Raw genomic sequence first — 14,469 nt, 5'->3', positions numbered from 1 at the left:
TTTTGCCCAGCCCGCAGTTGTGATCGCACCTTTGTCGGCAAAAGTGGTAAATCAGAGCCATGGCTCGTCTTATTGGCATCTTTCTGATTTCTATCACCGGTCTTGCCGCCTGTGCGGAGACCGTCGCGCACCAGCCTGATGCGCGTATTTTGGTGATTGGGGATTCTATGATGGCCTGGCACGGGGTCTCTGGCCGTGCTGTGCCGGATGTGATCGAGGATGAATTGGGCGAGCCGGTGATCAACCGCGCCACAACAGCGGCCCGCATGATCTACAAGCTGCCCATCTCAGGCGCCGCGGGTCTGAACATCGCCAAACAATACCGCGCCGGTGCCTGGGATTGGGTCGTTGTGAATGGAGGCGGCAATGATCTGTGGCTGGGCTGTGGCTGCCATCAGTGCGACCGAAAGCTGGACAAGCTGATCAGCGCGGACGGCACGACCGGCGCGATCCCCGACCTGCTGCTGAACCTGCGTGAAAGCGGCGCGCAGGTGGCGTTCTCCGGCTATTTGCGCAGTCCGGGGCGCAGCTCCCCTATTGAGGCCTGCGCCGATGAGGGCAACACGTTGGAGGCACGGGTTGCCAAACTGGCCGACGAGACCGCGGGCATCTACTTTGTCTCGATGGCCGATCTTGTGCCAGAAGATGATCTGAGCTTTCACGCGCTGGACCGTATTCACCCATCCATCAAAGGCAGTCGCGCCATTGGCAAGCGGCTTGCCGCTGTCATTCAGGGCAACAGGACCAAGCCATGAGAGTGTTACTGCCCTTGCTGATCGCCGCCCTCACCCTCGGAGCGTGTCGGGGAGATGAGACGGTTGCAGCCTATAGCGCGGGACAGGGGACCTGGGTGTTGGCTGAGGTTGATGGGACAGATCCCGGCGCATCCCTGACCCTGCACTTTGGCGAAGACGGGCAAGTGTCCGGATCAGCACCCTGCAATCGGTTCAGTGCGCAGAATACGGCCCCCTATCCCTGGTTCACCCTATCGCCGATTGCCGCGACCAAACGTGCCTGCAGTGAACTTGCCCAGGAGCAGATGTTTCTGACGCTGTTGCAAGCGATGACGCAATCGGAAATTTCCGGAAACGTCATGATCCTGCGCACGGGCGCGGGGCGTGAGATGTTGTTCAGGTCCGACGGTTAAGCGCGTTCAAAAAACGGCTGCGCGCTTCGGGCATCGGGCGGTTGCCGAGGCTTGGAGCAAGATGGTTTTGCAGGAAATGTCCGGTGGTATGCAGTGCCTGTTTGATCTCTTCTGGATTGCCATCCCCCACCCCGCGCAACACGGGCGGCAAGGGCAGCAGCCGGTCCGCCCATTCCCCCGCCCCCGCGCGTGACACCGCGCGCCCGGTCTTGGGGGAAACATAGATCAGCTCTTGGGTTGCGCCGGTGACCGCACATGCGCTGAGGTCGAGGGCAAAGCCCATTTCCTCGAGCATCTGCATCTCCCATTTGACATAGGCCAACGGCCAGACCTCGGGGTGTTCGAGCAGATCCAGCAGAAATTCGGTGTTTTCATAGAGACCTGCATGGGCTTCGCGTTCTGGCAGGCAAAAGGTCAACAACGCGCAGACCGTATTGAGCCCAGCCAAAGCAACCCGGTCGGAAATCGCGGTATATGTGCGGGACCGCAAAGGTTCGACCGTATAGCCGCCCAGTTGATCCGGCAGCCGTGCCCGCCAGGTCAGATCCAATTGGGCACCGGGTTGCAAAATAGGCCCCAGCCTGCGCCCGGCGCCTCCGCGGACAATGCCCGCGTGACGCCCGTGTGTGCGGGTGAAGACATCAATGATGACGGATGTTTCCCCGTGACGGCGCAGGTTCAGCAAAATGCCCTGATCACGCCACTCCATAGATTACTCCAACCCCGGTTCGTCCAGCAGATGACGGCCCTGGCGGTCCTCGACCTCAATCACCCAGAGGTCGGGATCAAACGCTTGTTGGCGGCGAATGGAGGCGTCCACGTCCGGCTCATCACCTTTTGCCAGTTGATCCCATGTGCGATTGCCGCTCATCAAATCGTAAGTCCGGTGAAAGGCCTGCGCCTGCCCGTCCAATGTATTGAGTTTGACCAGAACCGCACCGGCCGTGTTGTCCCCATGTGCGGTGACAAAGGCCGGGATGTCCTGAAACCGCAGGCGCGCCAGATAGGCCTGCACCCAGAATTCAGCGGTAAGACGGGCCATGTGGCATCCTTTGGTCTGGTATCACAAACGCCGTTTTTGGGGGAAAGTGCGGGAGCCTCCGGCGGAAGTATTTTGAAAAAGATGAAAGGCCGGTGGCGCTTTCGTCAATTGCCGTCTTTGAAATCGAGCCCCATTTCGGAGTAACGCTCGGAATCTTCCAGCCAGTTCGGGCGCACTTTGATTTGCAGGAACAGATGGATCTTGCGGCCCATGAATTCTTCCAATTCGGCGCGGGCTGCCTGGCTGATCGCCTTGATCGTCTCACCGCGTTTGCCGAGGACAATACCCTTGTGCCCATCGCGGACCACATAGATCACTTGGTCGACCTTGGCCGAGCCATCCTTGCGCTCTTCCCAATTTTCAGTTTCAACCGTCAGCTGGTAGGGCAATTCCTGATGCAGGCGCAGTGTCAGTTTTTCGCGGGTCATTTCTGCAGCGATCATCCGCATTGGCAGATCGGCGATCTGGTCTTCGGGGTAGAGCCAGGGGCCTTCGGGCAATTGCCCGGCCAGCCATGTGCGCAGCGCGTCAACGCCGTGGCCGCGTTCGGCCGAGATCATAAAGGTTTCCGCAAAGTCGTAGCGCTCGTTCAGATCCTTGGTCAGCGACAACAAAACGGGGGCTTCGACTTTGTCGATCTTGTTGATGGCAAGCGCAACGGTGCGGCCCTGGCCGACCTCTTGCAGACCTTCCAAGATCCGCTCCACACCTTCGGATATGCCGCGGTGGGCCTCGATCATCAAGACCACGACATCCGCATCGGCAGCTCCACCCCAGGCGGCGGCAACCATGGCGCGGTCCAGGCGGCGGCGGGGTTTGAACAGGCCGGGGGTGTCGACAAAGACCAGCTGCGCCTCACCTTCCAGCGCGACGCCGCGAATACGGGCGCGGGTGGTCTGCACCTTATGCGTCACAATCGAGACCTTTGCCCCCACCATCAGGTTGGTGAGCGTAGATTTCCCGGCATTTGGTTCGCCAATCAGGGCAACAAAGCCCGCGCGTTTGGTCATGATGGTGTCGATCCTGTGTGAAACGCTGCAGCCATACTAGAGATCGCTGTGCGGGACCAGAGGACAATTTACTGTCCCAAATGGGCCTGCGACCCCGTGTGCCATAGTCACCGACTGAGCAGGCGGTGACAAGTGGGCATACAATGATCACGGCGCAGGTTTGATTTGGCAATTGCGGGGACGCTGGATGAAACGGCGTGGTTTTCTTTTGGCTGGTGGTGCCAGTGTCGCGGGTTGGGGTGCATCGTCGCTGACCGGGGGGGCCTGTGGAGGAGGGACACAGGTCATGGAGACGTTAGAGTGGGGCACAGAAGCTAGGTTTTGCGTCTGCGCGTGACCTAAGGTCAAAGGCTTAGCTGTCGTCAGATCCTTCGACCTCAGCCAGCAGAACCTTGGCTGCGGCCTGTTCGGCAAGACGTTTGGACCCTGCCTGTGCCTTGGCCGTGCGGCCATCGTCCAGATGCACTGCGATGGAGAACACTGGCGCATGGTCGGGGCCGGTGCGCGACACCTCGGTATAGCTAGGTGGTTTTTGACCGCGCGCCTGGGCCCATTCCTGCAACGCCGTCTTGGGGTCGCGCGCGTCTTCTTCGACCGTGAAGATCCGTGTGCCCCAAAGCCGCAGGATTAACGTCTGTGCGGCTTCGAAACCGGTGTCTTTATAGACGGCGGCAATCACCGCTTCCATCCCATCGCCCAGCAGCGCCTGTTTGCGGCGGCCACCAGACATCATCTCAGAGCGGCCCAGTTTCAGGACACTGCCAAGATCGATTTCGCGCGCAACCTCTGCGCAAGCTTCTTTACGCACCAATGCATTGAAACGCGGCGCAAGCTGACCTTCGGTGGCCTCTTTATCCGCATCAAGCAGCGCGGTGGACATCACCAGCCCCAGCACCCGGTCGCCCAGGAACTCGAGCCGTTGATTGTCTTCGCGCGTGGGCGAAGACATCGAGGCATGCGTCACCGCCCGCATCAGCAGTTCCGGGTTTTCAAACTTGTACCCGATGCGCTGTTCAAACGCGCGGAGTTCCCTCGATAATCTCACTCGACCGCCTTCAAGAAACGGTCGCTGCGCCAGGTCCAGAAGAACAACATCGAACGTCCCGCAGAAGAGAACATGATGCGATCAGCACGACCGATGAGATTTTCATAGGGCACAAATCCAGCACCACCCGCAGATTGCGGCAGGCGGCTATCGGTGGAGTTGTCGCGGTTGTCACCCATGAAGAAGAAATGCCCTTCGGGGACTTGATAGATGCCGGTGTGGTCCATCGGCTGGTTGCCAATGTTCAAGATCGCATGCGGCGTTCCACCGGGGAAGGTTTCCAGCTGGCGGGATTTGGTGCACGTGCCACCGCGGCCAACTGGTGCGTTCTCACAGCGTGGCGCGGACCGTTGTGGACCTTGCGCATCATAGATTTCGGAAAACAGCCCGTCGTCTTCCAGTTTGACCGCATCGCCATTGATATGCAGCACGCCATCTTTGACTTGGATCGTGTCACCGGGCAGACCAACCAGACGTTTGATGAAATCTGCGCCGTGCACAGGATGGCGGAAAACCACAACATCGCCGCGCTCAGGCTCACCGCCCATGATCCGGGTGTTGTCACCGTCGATGAAGCCACAGATATCCTTGGCATCGATATTCACACCAAAACGCGCCAGGCGCACCGATGGACAGGACGCATAGGAATAGCCATAGGCCATTTTGTTCACGAAAAGGAAATCGCCAATCAGAAGCGTTTGCTTCATAGACCCCGAAGGAATCCAGAACGGCTGAAAGAACAAGGTGCGAAACACACCCGCGATCAGCAAAGCGTACACAACGGTCTTAATCGTCTCAACAATAGGATTTTGGGTCTTTGCTTTGGCGGCCATAAGGCTCTCCAAGTTCTAAATAGAAAGTCCGTGGCTACATGCGCAGACCCGTGGCGCGAGTCAAGCGCTGTGCGACAAATGATCTGGGTTTAATGGTCGCGCCTCGATCACCACAAAGGCCTGCGCCCAAGGGTGATCATCCGTCAGTGTCACATGAATAATCGCACAATGGCCCGGTGGCGTCATCTGATCCAGCCGTTCCCTAGCCCAGCCGGTGACGGCCATAACCGGCTGACCGGTGTCCAAGTTAGAGACCGCCATGTCTTTCCAGGCGATCCCCATCCGCAGGCCAGTACCAAGCGCTTTGGAGCAGGCTTCCTTGGCTGCCCAGCGTTTTGCGTAGGTTCCCGCAACGTCATGGCGACGCTCGGCTTTACCCTGTTCAACTTCGGTGAAGACCCGGTTTTTAAACCGATCCCCAAAGCGATCCAGCGTGCCTTGGATCCGTTCGATATTGGCGAGATCTGTGCCGATGCCAAGGATCATGGGGGGCGCCCCGCCATCACTGTTTCTTGCGCTTTTTGGCTTCGGCCTTGAGCGTTGTGCGCGCGCCCATGCCTAGGAACTGGCGGGTCAGCAGGAAGCTGATCACCCCAACAACAAGGATAACGCACAGCAAAACACCCGGTCCCCAGGATTGGGTCATCAGGTATCGCAGATCCGGCAACACAAAGCTGAGCGCGGCAACAAGCACCATATTAATGGCGACAACCACCATCGCGGCTTGTTTAGAAAACTGCCACATCGCGCGGCTTTCGGGCACATCGCCGTGTTCACGCGCATATCTTTGCCCTTCCAGCATCGCAGCAAGGAAGATCGGGATCAGACCCATGCCTGCATTGCCGATGTCCACATCTGCAAACGTCAAAAGAGCGTAGTTCACAACCATCAGCGCAAGGGCGGTCAGAATGAAATTCAGCGCGTACCGTTTCAGATCCATCAAAGCTCTCCTGCGCGGGCTTCATTCATCAGGCGGCGCATCTGTTCGATGGCGGGTGTGAGCCCTGCAAAAATCGCCTCGCCAATCAGGAAGTGTCCGATGTTCAGCTCCCGCACTTCGGGGAATGCCGCCACGGGTTTTACGGTTTCATAGGTCAGACCATGGCCCGCATGCACCTCCAACCCCAAGGAATGGGCAAAGGTCGACATTTCGCGCAGCGCCACCAGTTCACGGTCGCGGGTTTCGAAATCCCCTTCGGCATGGGCGTCGCAATAGGCGCCTGTGTGCAGCTCGATCACCTCAGCACCGATGCGATGGGCGGCTTCGATCTGTTTTTGGTCAGCGGCAATAAAGATCGACACCCGGCAGCCCGCATCGCGCAACGGTGCGATGAAATGGGCCAGCTTGTTTTCCTCACGCGCCACTTCCAGACCGCCTTCGGTGGTGCGCTCTTCGCGCTTTTCCGGAACGATGCAGACGGCATGTGGTTTATGGCGCAGCGCGATGGCCTGCATTTCGTCGGTCGCGGCCATCTCAAAGTTCAGCGGAACCTTCAGCTGGTCCATCAGGGCCTCGATGTCGGCGTCCATGATGTGGCGGCGATCTTCGCGCAGATGCGCAGTGATTCCATCCGCGCCCGCCTCTTGCGCCAAAAGGGCCGCGCGGACCGGGTCCGGCACTGCCCCCCCGCGCGCGTTGCGTACAGTGGCCACGTGGTCGATATTTACACCCAGACGCAATTGGTTTTCCGCCATCACATCAGTCCTTTGATGAAGCATTTGCGCGGAGATTAGCGTTCACGCCGATAAGGGCAAGTAGCGACCGGCAAAACGATACAATCTGACAGGACGCGCCAAGTTTAAACTGAAAGATCAGTTTGCTTTGCGTAGAGGCTCGGGCGCATCGTCTTCATCAAACGGCGGCTGGGGATGTTTGACCTCCAACGCTGCAAGCTCTGCCTCGCTGATGTCCGCGGCGCGTTTGATCGCATCAAATTTGGCTTTGATTTTGGCACGGCGACGATGCTGATAGGCGCGCACAACCGGCAGGCTGAGCATGTAACAGACGGTGCCCGCGATGATCCCCGGCAATAGCCCACCCAGTAGATAGGGGTAAAACACCTCATCAAAAAACCGGATCAGACCGGTCCAATCGGCGTTATTGTCAGTGAACAAAGCGATCAGGTTGTTTTTGAGATCTTTCCCGGCACCAAAGAATTTTGACACCAGGGAATCATCGACGTTTTCGACGAAATCTTCTCCCAGGATCCAATGACCCAGCTGCAAAGAGATCACACCAATTGGCACATAGGTCAACGGGTTGCCAAAAAACGTACCGCTAAGGGCAGCAAGGAGATTGCCGTTCAACAGACGCGCCATCATAGCGGCCACAACAAAATGCATGCCGTAAAAGGGGGTAAAGGTTGTGAACACACCTACGCCAACCCCGCGCGCAATACGCTCTGGGGAATCTGGCAGACGCCGGATCCTGTGTTTTACGTATAGAAAAGCGCGTCCCCACCCGCCACGCGGCCAGAGAAAGTCGGCGATGATCCGAAGCAGCGGCCGCCTATCTCGGCGCTTGAATACCAACGCGCATTCCTTCCCAGTTCCCGCGTAGAGCGTTATCCCTTCCAACCCGGTTTCTCGGGTGTCGCCCGATACCGGGCGACGGCAGCGACGTCGCTTTCAGCTTCCAAAGTCAACATGACGGAATGCAGCTGTTCTACATCCCGGAATTCTACATTGACCATAAGCTTGTAAAAGTCAGGTTTCCGATCAATGAATTCGAGATCGGAAATATTGGCCTTCTTTTCACCTATCAATGTGCAGATCCGACCCAAAACGCCTGCATCGTTACCAATAGTGAGTTCCAAAGTGGTCGCATAAGCCGCCGGGTGCGTGCCGCTGTGCCAGTTCACATCGACCCAGCGTTCGGGCTGGTCCTCAAACTCACTCAATGTATCACAATCGGCGGAATGGACCACAACGCCGCGCCCGCGGTAGGTGATGCCGATAATACGCTCACCCGGCAGCGGCTGACAGCACGGCGCACGTTCAAAGCTTTGGCCCGGTTCCAGACCAATGACGGCACGGCGCGGCGAGATCTCATCACCGTCGTTGGTGGACAGCTCCGGATAGACGGCCTGCACAACATCATGTGTGGTGATTTCCGCCGATCCAAGCTGCGCCAACAGCTCATCCGGGCCACTGACCCGCAGGGCGCGCGCGGCGGTTTCCAGCGCCTTGTCGGTGGCTTTCTTTTGCACGTGTTCAAAAGCAGAGCGCGCCAATTCATGGCCAAGCTTCACAAACCGTTCGCGATCAGCTTCGCGCAGCGACCGGCGAATAGCGGTCCGTGCCTTGCCGGTTGTCGCAATCTCCAACCAGCTGACCTGCGGGGTCTGGCCTTCGGCGGTGATCACCTCAACCGACTGACCGTTGCGCAGCCGCGTCCACAAAGGCACCCTGATCGCGTCGACCTTGGCCCCTACACAGGCGTGACCAATCCGCGTGTGGATCGCATAGGCGAAATCGATCGGCGTCGCCCCTTTGGGCAATTTGATAACGTCACCTTTGGGGGTGAAACAGAACACCTGGTCGGAATACATCTCCAGCTTTACGGCTTCGAGGAACTCGTCGTGGTCCTCCTCGGCGTCAAACTGTTCGGTGAGCGATGCAATCCATTTCGCGGGATCGACCGCAAACGGGTTCTCGGCCCGGACCCCATCGCGATAGGACCAATGCGCGGCCACACCAGACTCGGCCACATCATGCATCTGGCGGGTTCGGATCTGCACCTCAACGCGTTTGCCATCCCGGCCCGACACGGTGGTATGGATCGAGCGATAGCCGTTCGATTTCGGCTGGCTGATGTAGTCCTTGAACCGTCCCGGCACCGCACGCCACCGTTGATGGATGGCCCCAAGTGCGCGATAGGCGTCTTCTTCGGATTTCGTGATGACCCGGAAGCCATAGATGTCAGAGAGGCGCGAGAACCCTTGGTCCTTGGCCTGCATCTTGCGCCAGATGGAATAGGGTTTCTTGGCGCGACCAAAGACTTCGGCCTCGATTTCGGCCTTGTCCAGCTCGGTGCGCATATCGCCAGTGATCCGGTGGATCACATCGCCAGTTTCCCGCTGCAGGGTGATAAAGCGGCGGATGATCGACTGGCGCCCTTCGGGGTTCAGAACCCGGAACGCCAGATCCTCGAGCTCTTCGCGCATCCACTGCATGCCCATACGGCCGGCTAACGGCGCATAGATGTCCATGGTTTCGCGGGCTTTCTGTGCCTGTTTCTCAGGGCGCATCGCCTTGATCGTGCGCATATTGTGCAAACGGTCGGCCAGTTTCACCAGGATTACCCGCAGATCCTTGGACATCGCCATGAACAGCTTGCGGAAGTTTTCGGCCTGTTTGGTCTCGCGGCTGGACAGCTGAAGGTTCGTCAGCTTGGTGACGCCATCCACCAGCTTGGCCACCTCTTCGCCGAACAAATCGGACACTTCCTCATAAGAGGCTTTGGTATCTTCGATTGTGTCGTGAAGGATGGCCGTAATGATCGTGGCATCATCCAGACGCTGTTCGGTCAGGATGGCGGCAACGGCAACGGGGTGGGTAAAATAGGGCTCGCCAGAGTGACGGAATTGCCCGTCATGCATCTGCTTGCCAAATTCAAACGCCGCAGCGATCTTGTCGGCGTTTGTCTTGGGGTTGTAGGTGCGGACCAGCTCGATCAGACGTTCGGCAGAAATCATAGGTGGTCCGCAATCTTCGTTTGGCGTGGCGCCCGGATCAGCCCTGACCCTGGGCCTCCATCAATGCGCGCAGCAGTTTTTCTTCGGACATGTCATCCGCTTCGGGCTTGTCGGTGTCCGACCCCATCAGCAGCGCCATGGAATCTTCTTCCGGCTCATCGACTTCGATCTGAGTCTGGTTGCTTTCGATCATCCGTTCACGCAGAGAATCGGTGCTTTGCGTTTCTTCTGCAATTTCCCGCAGCGAAACGACCGGGTTCTTGTCGTTATCACGGTCCACAGTCAGTGCGGCACCGGCGGAAATCTCGCGCGCCCGATGGGCAGCAAGCATCACCAGCTCAAAGCGGTTGGGAACTTTATCGACGCAGTCTTCAACCGTCACGCGGGCCATAGGCGACTCTCCAATGCAAATGGATCCAGAGTTGAACCATGTAATCCCTATGAAGTCCCTTGACAAGCGCCGAAGCGTGCGATCGCCTGTTAAATCGGGACAATCTCGCGGATTTCTTCAGGAGAGAGGCGATCTGCCATCTGTCGAACCGTTAAGTTCAGCGCCGGATGCATCCAGTCGGGCGCGACATCACATAAAGGAATCAAGACAAAGCCACGGTCCTGAATGCGCGGATGCGGTAGGATCAATTGTTCAGGCGCGGTGGCGACTTGCTCTTTTTGCGGTAAATTTAGCCAACGCGTATATACGGTCATGTCTGGCAGGATCTGATCATCCAACGCCAATAGATCCAAATCCAAGGTACGCATGCCCCACCGCTGATCTCGGGTACGAGAAAACGCGGCTTCGACCTCATGCAGGATCGCCAAAACATCTTGCGGTGAAAGCTCGGTTTCCGTGACCAGCGCTGCATTTACGTAATCCGGGCCCGCCCCTTTTGGAAAACACGGAGTTGTGAAGAATCGCGACGTCGATAGTGGTTTTAAACCCGCGCGATCCAAGGCATCAATTGCACGGAAAAGTGTCTCTTCCGGAGCCAATTCTCCAAAGGGTAGATTACCACCAAGCGCGATGAGTGCTTTGGGTGCTACTTTTGTCATTTTTGACCCTACTTCACAAAGATGATACACTTGCGGCAGCGCGTAAAAAATCTAATTTATACGTACCCGTCCCGCAAAGTCGATTTCCACTCACTCATATAACAAACGGCGTGCGGGCTATACCGGAAGGACAAGTTAATGTTTTACAAGGACGAACGGCTTGCGCTGTTCATAGACGGTTCGAATTTGTACGCCGCCGCAAAAGCGCTGGGTTTCGATATCGACTACAAGCTTCTTCGGCAAGAATTTATGCGCCGCGGAAAACTCTTGCGGGCGTTTTATTATACTGCCCTGCTGGAGAACGATGAATATTCGCCTATTCGTCCTCTTGTAGACTGGTTGCATTACAACGGTTTCACCATGGTGACCAAACCTGCCAAAGAATACACCGACAGCATGGGGCGTCGGAAAGTCAAAGGCAATATGGACATCGAGCTAACGGTTGACGCAATGGAATTGGCTCCGCGCGTTGATCATATTGTGCTGTTTTCGGGCGATGGGGATTTTCGCCCGCTTATTGCCAGCCTCCAACGTCAAGGGGTCCGCGTCTCGGTTGTATCAACCATTCGCAGCCAGCCTCCGATGATTTCCGACGAATTGCGTCGTCAGGCCGATAATTTCATCGAGCTTGAGGAGCTGAAGGACGTCATTGGCCGCCCACCACGTGAAATGCCGGGCGAAGAAGCGCCGCTGTCGGTCGCAACCGGTCAGTAAGTCGTCGAAGACTTCGAAAGCTAATGGAAGCAGGGGGCATGTGCCCCCTTTTCTTTTGTCATCCGCCTGGACTGGACGCCGCATGGGGAAACCCTTACCTCTGGCCCAGTAAGGAGACGTCCATGACCAAGCCAGCCCTGACCCTTTATCTTGCAGCACCACGCGGTTTTTGCGCCGGTGTGGACCGCGCGATCAAGATCGTTGAAATGGCGCTCGAGAAATGGGGCGCTCCGGTCTATGTGCGCCATGAGATCGTGCACAACAAATTTGTGGTCGATGGCTTGCGCGACAAAGGCGCGGTTTTTGTCGAAGAGCTGGACGAATGCCCCAATGACCGCCCGGTGATCTTTTCCGCCCACGGCGTGCCCAAATCCGTCCCCGCAGCAGCTGAAACACGCAAGATGGTCTATGTGGATGCGACCTGCCCCTTGGTGTCAAAAGTGCACATCGAGGCCGAGCGCCACGCGGAAAACGGTCTGCAAATCATTATGATCGGCCACAAAGGCCATCCTGAAACGGTGGGCACAATGGGACAATTGCCCGATGGTGAGGTCTTGTTGGTGGAAACCGTGGATGACGTTGCAACCGTTGATGTGCGCAACCCGGACAGCCTCGCCTTTGTGACCCAGACCACCCTTTCGGTCGATGACACCAAAGACATCGTAGCGGCCTTACAACGCCGCTTCCCGGCGATCATCGGCCCCCACAAAGAAGACATTTGCTACGCCACCACCAACCGCCAGGAAGCCGTCAAGGCGGTCGCGCCCAAGGCAGACGCGCTGCTGGTCGTTGGCGCGCCAAACTCATCAAACTCACGCCGGTTGGTCGAAGTAGGCGCCAAGAACGGCTGCAACTACGCGCAATTGGTGCAACGGGCCGACAATATCGACTGGCGCGCATTGGACGGGATCCGTTCTGTCGCTATCACCGCGGGCGCATCAGCTCCGGAATTATTGGTGAACGAGGTTATCGACGCCTTCCGCGCCCGATATGACGTGACCGTGGAACAGGTTGAAACCGCCATTGAGCGGGTCGAATTCAAAGTCCCCCGAGTGCTGCGCCAAACCGCCTAAGCCCCTGCCCTAGCCTGGCCAGATCTCGCCCGCCCTGACCTAGCCTTAGCCTGATGACAAACAGACCTGCAGCGCCCATGTTATGGGGTGGATATCACGCGCGGGCTTAAGGGTTTGGATCATGGTTTCAACACAGTTTCTTTTGACCGCATTGGTCGTGGTACTCGCCCCTGGCACCGGGGTGATTTACACGCTGGCCATTGGCCTCGGACAAGGGGCGCGTGCCGCGATCTGGGCGGCGTTTGGCTGCACAATCGGCATCCTCCCCCATCTCTTTGTTGCAATTTTTGGTCTGGCCGCTGTTCTGCACAGTTCGGCGCTGTTGTTTTCCGTGATAAAATGGCTCGGCGTTGCCTATCTTCTCTACCTCGCGGTTCTGGCGGTGAAAGAGGGCGGACCACTGGCACCGCGCGCCGAACGCAACGCCAGCAGCGGGTGGGAAATCGGACGGCGCGCCGCGCTGATCAATGTGTTGAACCCAAAACTCTCCCTCTTCTTCCTCGCACTTCTGCCGCCGTTCCTGTCCGGCAGCCCAGGCACCGCCACGGTTGAGATGCTCATGCTGGGCGCCACCTTCATGGTCTTAACATTTGTGATTTTTGTGCTCTACGGGATCTTTGCCGCCCAGGCCCGCGACCTGTTTCTGGCCAACGACCGCGCGATGCGCTGGCTCAACCGCAGCATCGCCGGGATCTTTGCCCTGCTTGCGGGACGGCTTGCCTTGGAACGGGCTTGACCTGGATCGCCCTCACTGGCACTCCGCCTTTATGGCAGATCTATACGCATATACCGACGGAGCATGCTCGGGAAATCCCGGGCCAGGTGGATGGGGTGCGTTGTTGCGCGCCATGGACGGGGAGACCGTTATCAAGGAACGCGAGCTGCAAGGCGGCGAAGCGCTCACCACCAACAACCAGATGGAGCTGATGGCCGCCATCAGCGCGCTGGAAAGTCTAGCGCGCCCGTCGACAATCACCGTGGTCACCGACAGCGCTTATGTAAAAAACGGCGTCACTGGCTGGATTTTTGGCTGGAAGAAGAACGGCTGGAAAACATCTGCCAAGAAGCCGGTGAAAAACGTCGAACTGTGGCAACGCCTTGACGCTGCCCAAGCGCGCCATACAGTCACCTGGGAATGGGTCAAAGGCCACGCCGGCCATCCCGAAAACGAACGCGCCGATGAATTGGCCCGTGCAGGCATGGCGCCGTTCAAGAAATAGTTCAAAGGATCGCAATGACCCCGCTCACCATTCTGGACCCTGCATCGGTTGTGGTTTTTGCCCTCACCGGTGCGCTGGTGGCCAGTCGGGCGCAGTTGGACATTGTGGGTTTTGCCTTTGTCGCCTGTCTGACCGCCGTCGGCGGTGGCACGGTTCGCGACCTGCTGTTGGACCGCCACCCGGTGTTCTGGATCGAAAATCCCGGCTTTATACTTTGGGCCGTCGGCGCGGCCGTTGTGATTTTCTTTACCGCGCATCTTGTGGAAAGTCGGATGAAATGGCTGGTATGGCTCGACAGTTTTGCGCTGGCCGTTGCGGTTCCCGCCGGGGTTGCCGCCGCCGTTGAAACCGGCCAACACGCGGTCATTGTGGTCTTGATGGGGATGGCCACGGGATCGCTTGGCGGGTTGATGCGCGATGTTGTCTGTAACGAGGTGCCCTTGGTCCTGCGACAGGGTGAGTTGTACATGTCCTGCGCCATGGCCGGTGCGATGTCGACATTGGTTGCATTGAACATGGGCAGCGATCTGACCCGCGGATTGCTGATCTGCGCGGGCGTAACATGGGTGCTGCGGGCCGGTTCCATCGCCTTTGGCTGGCACCTACCCGTCTACAAAAGCCGCCCGCCGCGCAGTTAG

At 58.0% G+C, this 14,469-nt stretch carries 19 protein-coding genes; 7 read left to right on the top strand and 12 right to left on the bottom strand.

What is annotated here, in order from left to right; all coding sequences use genetic code 11:
• The first annotated feature begins 59 nt into the window (after positions 1 to 59).
• Both KMP13_RS05670 and KMP13_RS05665 read left to right on the top strand, forming a co-directional pair.
• Complete coding sequence (locus tag KMP13_RS05670) at positions 60 to 755, top strand: SGNH/GDSL hydrolase family protein (RefSeq protein WP_215264628.1); 696 nt, start codon at positions 60 to 62, stop codon at positions 753 to 755.
• The gene (locus KMP13_RS05665) at positions 752 to 1,147 is read left to right on the top strand and encodes an META domain-containing protein (RefSeq protein WP_215264626.1); all 396 of its coding nucleotides are present in this window, start codon (positions 752 to 754) and stop codon (positions 1,145 to 1,147) included. The genes KMP13_RS05670 and KMP13_RS05665 overlap by 4 nt, the downstream gene beginning before the upstream one ends.
• On the opposite strand, the gene recO is transcribed toward KMP13_RS05665, so the two are convergent.
• The 12 genes from recO to folK form a co-directional block, all read right to left on the bottom strand.
• A complete protein-coding gene (gene recO, locus KMP13_RS05660; RefSeq protein WP_215264624.1) occupies positions 1,131 to 1,856 on the bottom strand; it encodes a DNA repair protein RecO in 726 nt (241 codons plus the stop codon). The genes KMP13_RS05665 and recO overlap by 17 nt on opposite strands.
• 3 nt (positions 1,857 to 1,859) lie before the next feature.
• Positions 1,860 to 2,189 (bottom strand): DUF1491 family protein, encoded by a 330-nt coding sequence (locus tag KMP13_RS05655; protein ID WP_215264622.1) that lies wholly within the window; start codon positions 2,187 to 2,189, stop codon positions 1,860 to 1,862.
• Positions 2,190 to 2,293: 104 nt separating this feature from the next.
• On the bottom strand, positions 2,294 to 3,199 hold the full coding sequence (gene era, locus KMP13_RS05650; protein WP_215264621.1) for a GTPase Era: 906 nt from the start codon (positions 3,197 to 3,199) through the stop codon (positions 2,294 to 2,296).
• 352 nt (positions 3,200 to 3,551) lie between these two features.
• Positions 3,552 to 4,244, bottom strand: a complete 693-nt coding sequence (rnc, locus tag KMP13_RS05645; RefSeq protein ID WP_215264620.1) for a ribonuclease III — start codon at positions 4,242 to 4,244, stop codon at positions 3,552 to 3,554.
• Positions 4,241 to 5,077: a signal peptidase I gene (gene lepB / locus KMP13_RS05640; protein WP_215264619.1), complete on the bottom strand. Its 837-nt coding sequence runs from the start codon at positions 5,075 to 5,077 to the stop codon at positions 4,241 to 4,243. Before lepB ends, rnc begins: the two co-directional genes overlap by 4 nt.
• Positions 5,078 to 5,137: 60 nt before the next feature.
• Positions 5,138 to 5,563 (bottom strand): holo-ACP synthase, encoded by a 426-nt coding sequence (acpS, locus tag KMP13_RS05635; RefSeq protein WP_215264617.1) that lies wholly within the window; start codon positions 5,561 to 5,563, stop codon positions 5,138 to 5,140.
• 16 nt (positions 5,564 to 5,579) lie between these two features.
• Positions 5,580 to 6,017: an ABZJ_00895 family protein gene (locus tag KMP13_RS05630; protein ID WP_215264615.1), complete on the bottom strand. Its 438-nt coding sequence runs from the start codon at positions 6,015 to 6,017 to the stop codon at positions 5,580 to 5,582.
• Entirely contained in the window at positions 6,017 to 6,772 is a 756-nt protein-coding gene (locus KMP13_RS05625; protein ID WP_215264613.1) for a pyridoxine 5'-phosphate synthase, read from the bottom strand. Before KMP13_RS05625 ends, KMP13_RS05630 begins: the two co-directional genes overlap by 1 nt.
• A 117-nt stretch (positions 6,773 to 6,889) precedes the next feature.
• A complete protein-coding gene (locus tag KMP13_RS05620) occupies positions 6,890 to 7,609 on the bottom strand; it encodes a DUF2062 domain-containing protein (protein ID WP_215264611.1) in 720 nt (239 codons plus the stop codon).
• Positions 7,610 to 7,641: 32 nt separating this feature from the next.
• Entirely contained in the window at positions 7,642 to 9,774 is a 2,133-nt protein-coding gene (locus KMP13_RS05615) for a RelA/SpoT family protein (RefSeq protein ID WP_215264609.1), read from the bottom strand.
• A 37-nt stretch (positions 9,775 to 9,811) separates the two neighbouring features.
• Positions 9,812 to 10,165, bottom strand: a complete 354-nt coding sequence (gene rpoZ, locus KMP13_RS05610; protein ID WP_215264607.1) for a DNA-directed RNA polymerase subunit omega — start codon at positions 10,163 to 10,165, stop codon at positions 9,812 to 9,814.
• 89 nt (positions 10,166 to 10,254) lie between these two features.
• Positions 10,255 to 10,824, bottom strand: coding sequence for a 2-amino-4-hydroxy-6-hydroxymethyldihydropteridine diphosphokinase (gene folK / locus KMP13_RS05605; RefSeq protein ID WP_215264605.1), 570 nt, complete (start codon positions 10,822 to 10,824; stop codon positions 10,255 to 10,257).
• A gap of 138 nt (positions 10,825 to 10,962) precedes the next feature.
• Between folK and KMP13_RS05600 the strand changes: the two genes are divergently transcribed.
• From KMP13_RS05600 to KMP13_RS05580, 5 genes are all read left to right on the top strand, one after another.
• A complete protein-coding gene (locus KMP13_RS05600; RefSeq protein ID WP_215264604.1) occupies positions 10,963 to 11,538 on the top strand; it encodes an NYN domain-containing protein in 576 nt (191 codons plus the stop codon).
• Positions 11,539 to 11,660: 122 nt separating this feature from the next.
• On the top strand, positions 11,661 to 12,611 hold the full coding sequence (gene ispH / locus KMP13_RS05595; RefSeq protein ID WP_215264603.1) for a 4-hydroxy-3-methylbut-2-enyl diphosphate reductase: 951 nt from the start codon (positions 11,661 to 11,663) through the stop codon (positions 12,609 to 12,611).
• A 121-nt stretch (positions 12,612 to 12,732) separates the two neighbouring features.
• The gene (locus KMP13_RS05590) at positions 12,733 to 13,347 is read left to right on the top strand and encodes a LysE family translocator (protein ID WP_215264602.1); all 615 of its coding nucleotides are present in this window, start codon (positions 12,733 to 12,735) and stop codon (positions 13,345 to 13,347) included.
• Positions 13,348 to 13,378: 31 nt separating this feature from the next.
• Positions 13,379 to 13,831, top strand: a complete 453-nt coding sequence (gene rnhA / locus KMP13_RS05585) for a ribonuclease HI (protein WP_215264600.1) — start codon at positions 13,379 to 13,381, stop codon at positions 13,829 to 13,831.
• A gap of 14 nt (positions 13,832 to 13,845) precedes the next feature.
• On the top strand, positions 13,846 to 14,469 hold the full coding sequence (locus KMP13_RS05580; protein ID WP_215264598.1) for a trimeric intracellular cation channel family protein: 624 nt from the start codon (positions 13,846 to 13,848) through the stop codon (positions 14,467 to 14,469).

Source organism: Epibacterium ulvae (genome assembly GCF_018678075.1).
Classification (GTDB): domain Bacteria; phylum Pseudomonadota; class Alphaproteobacteria; order Rhodobacterales; family Rhodobacteraceae; genus Epibacterium; species Epibacterium ulvae_A.
This window is presented reverse-complemented; position numbering and strand designations above follow the sequence as displayed.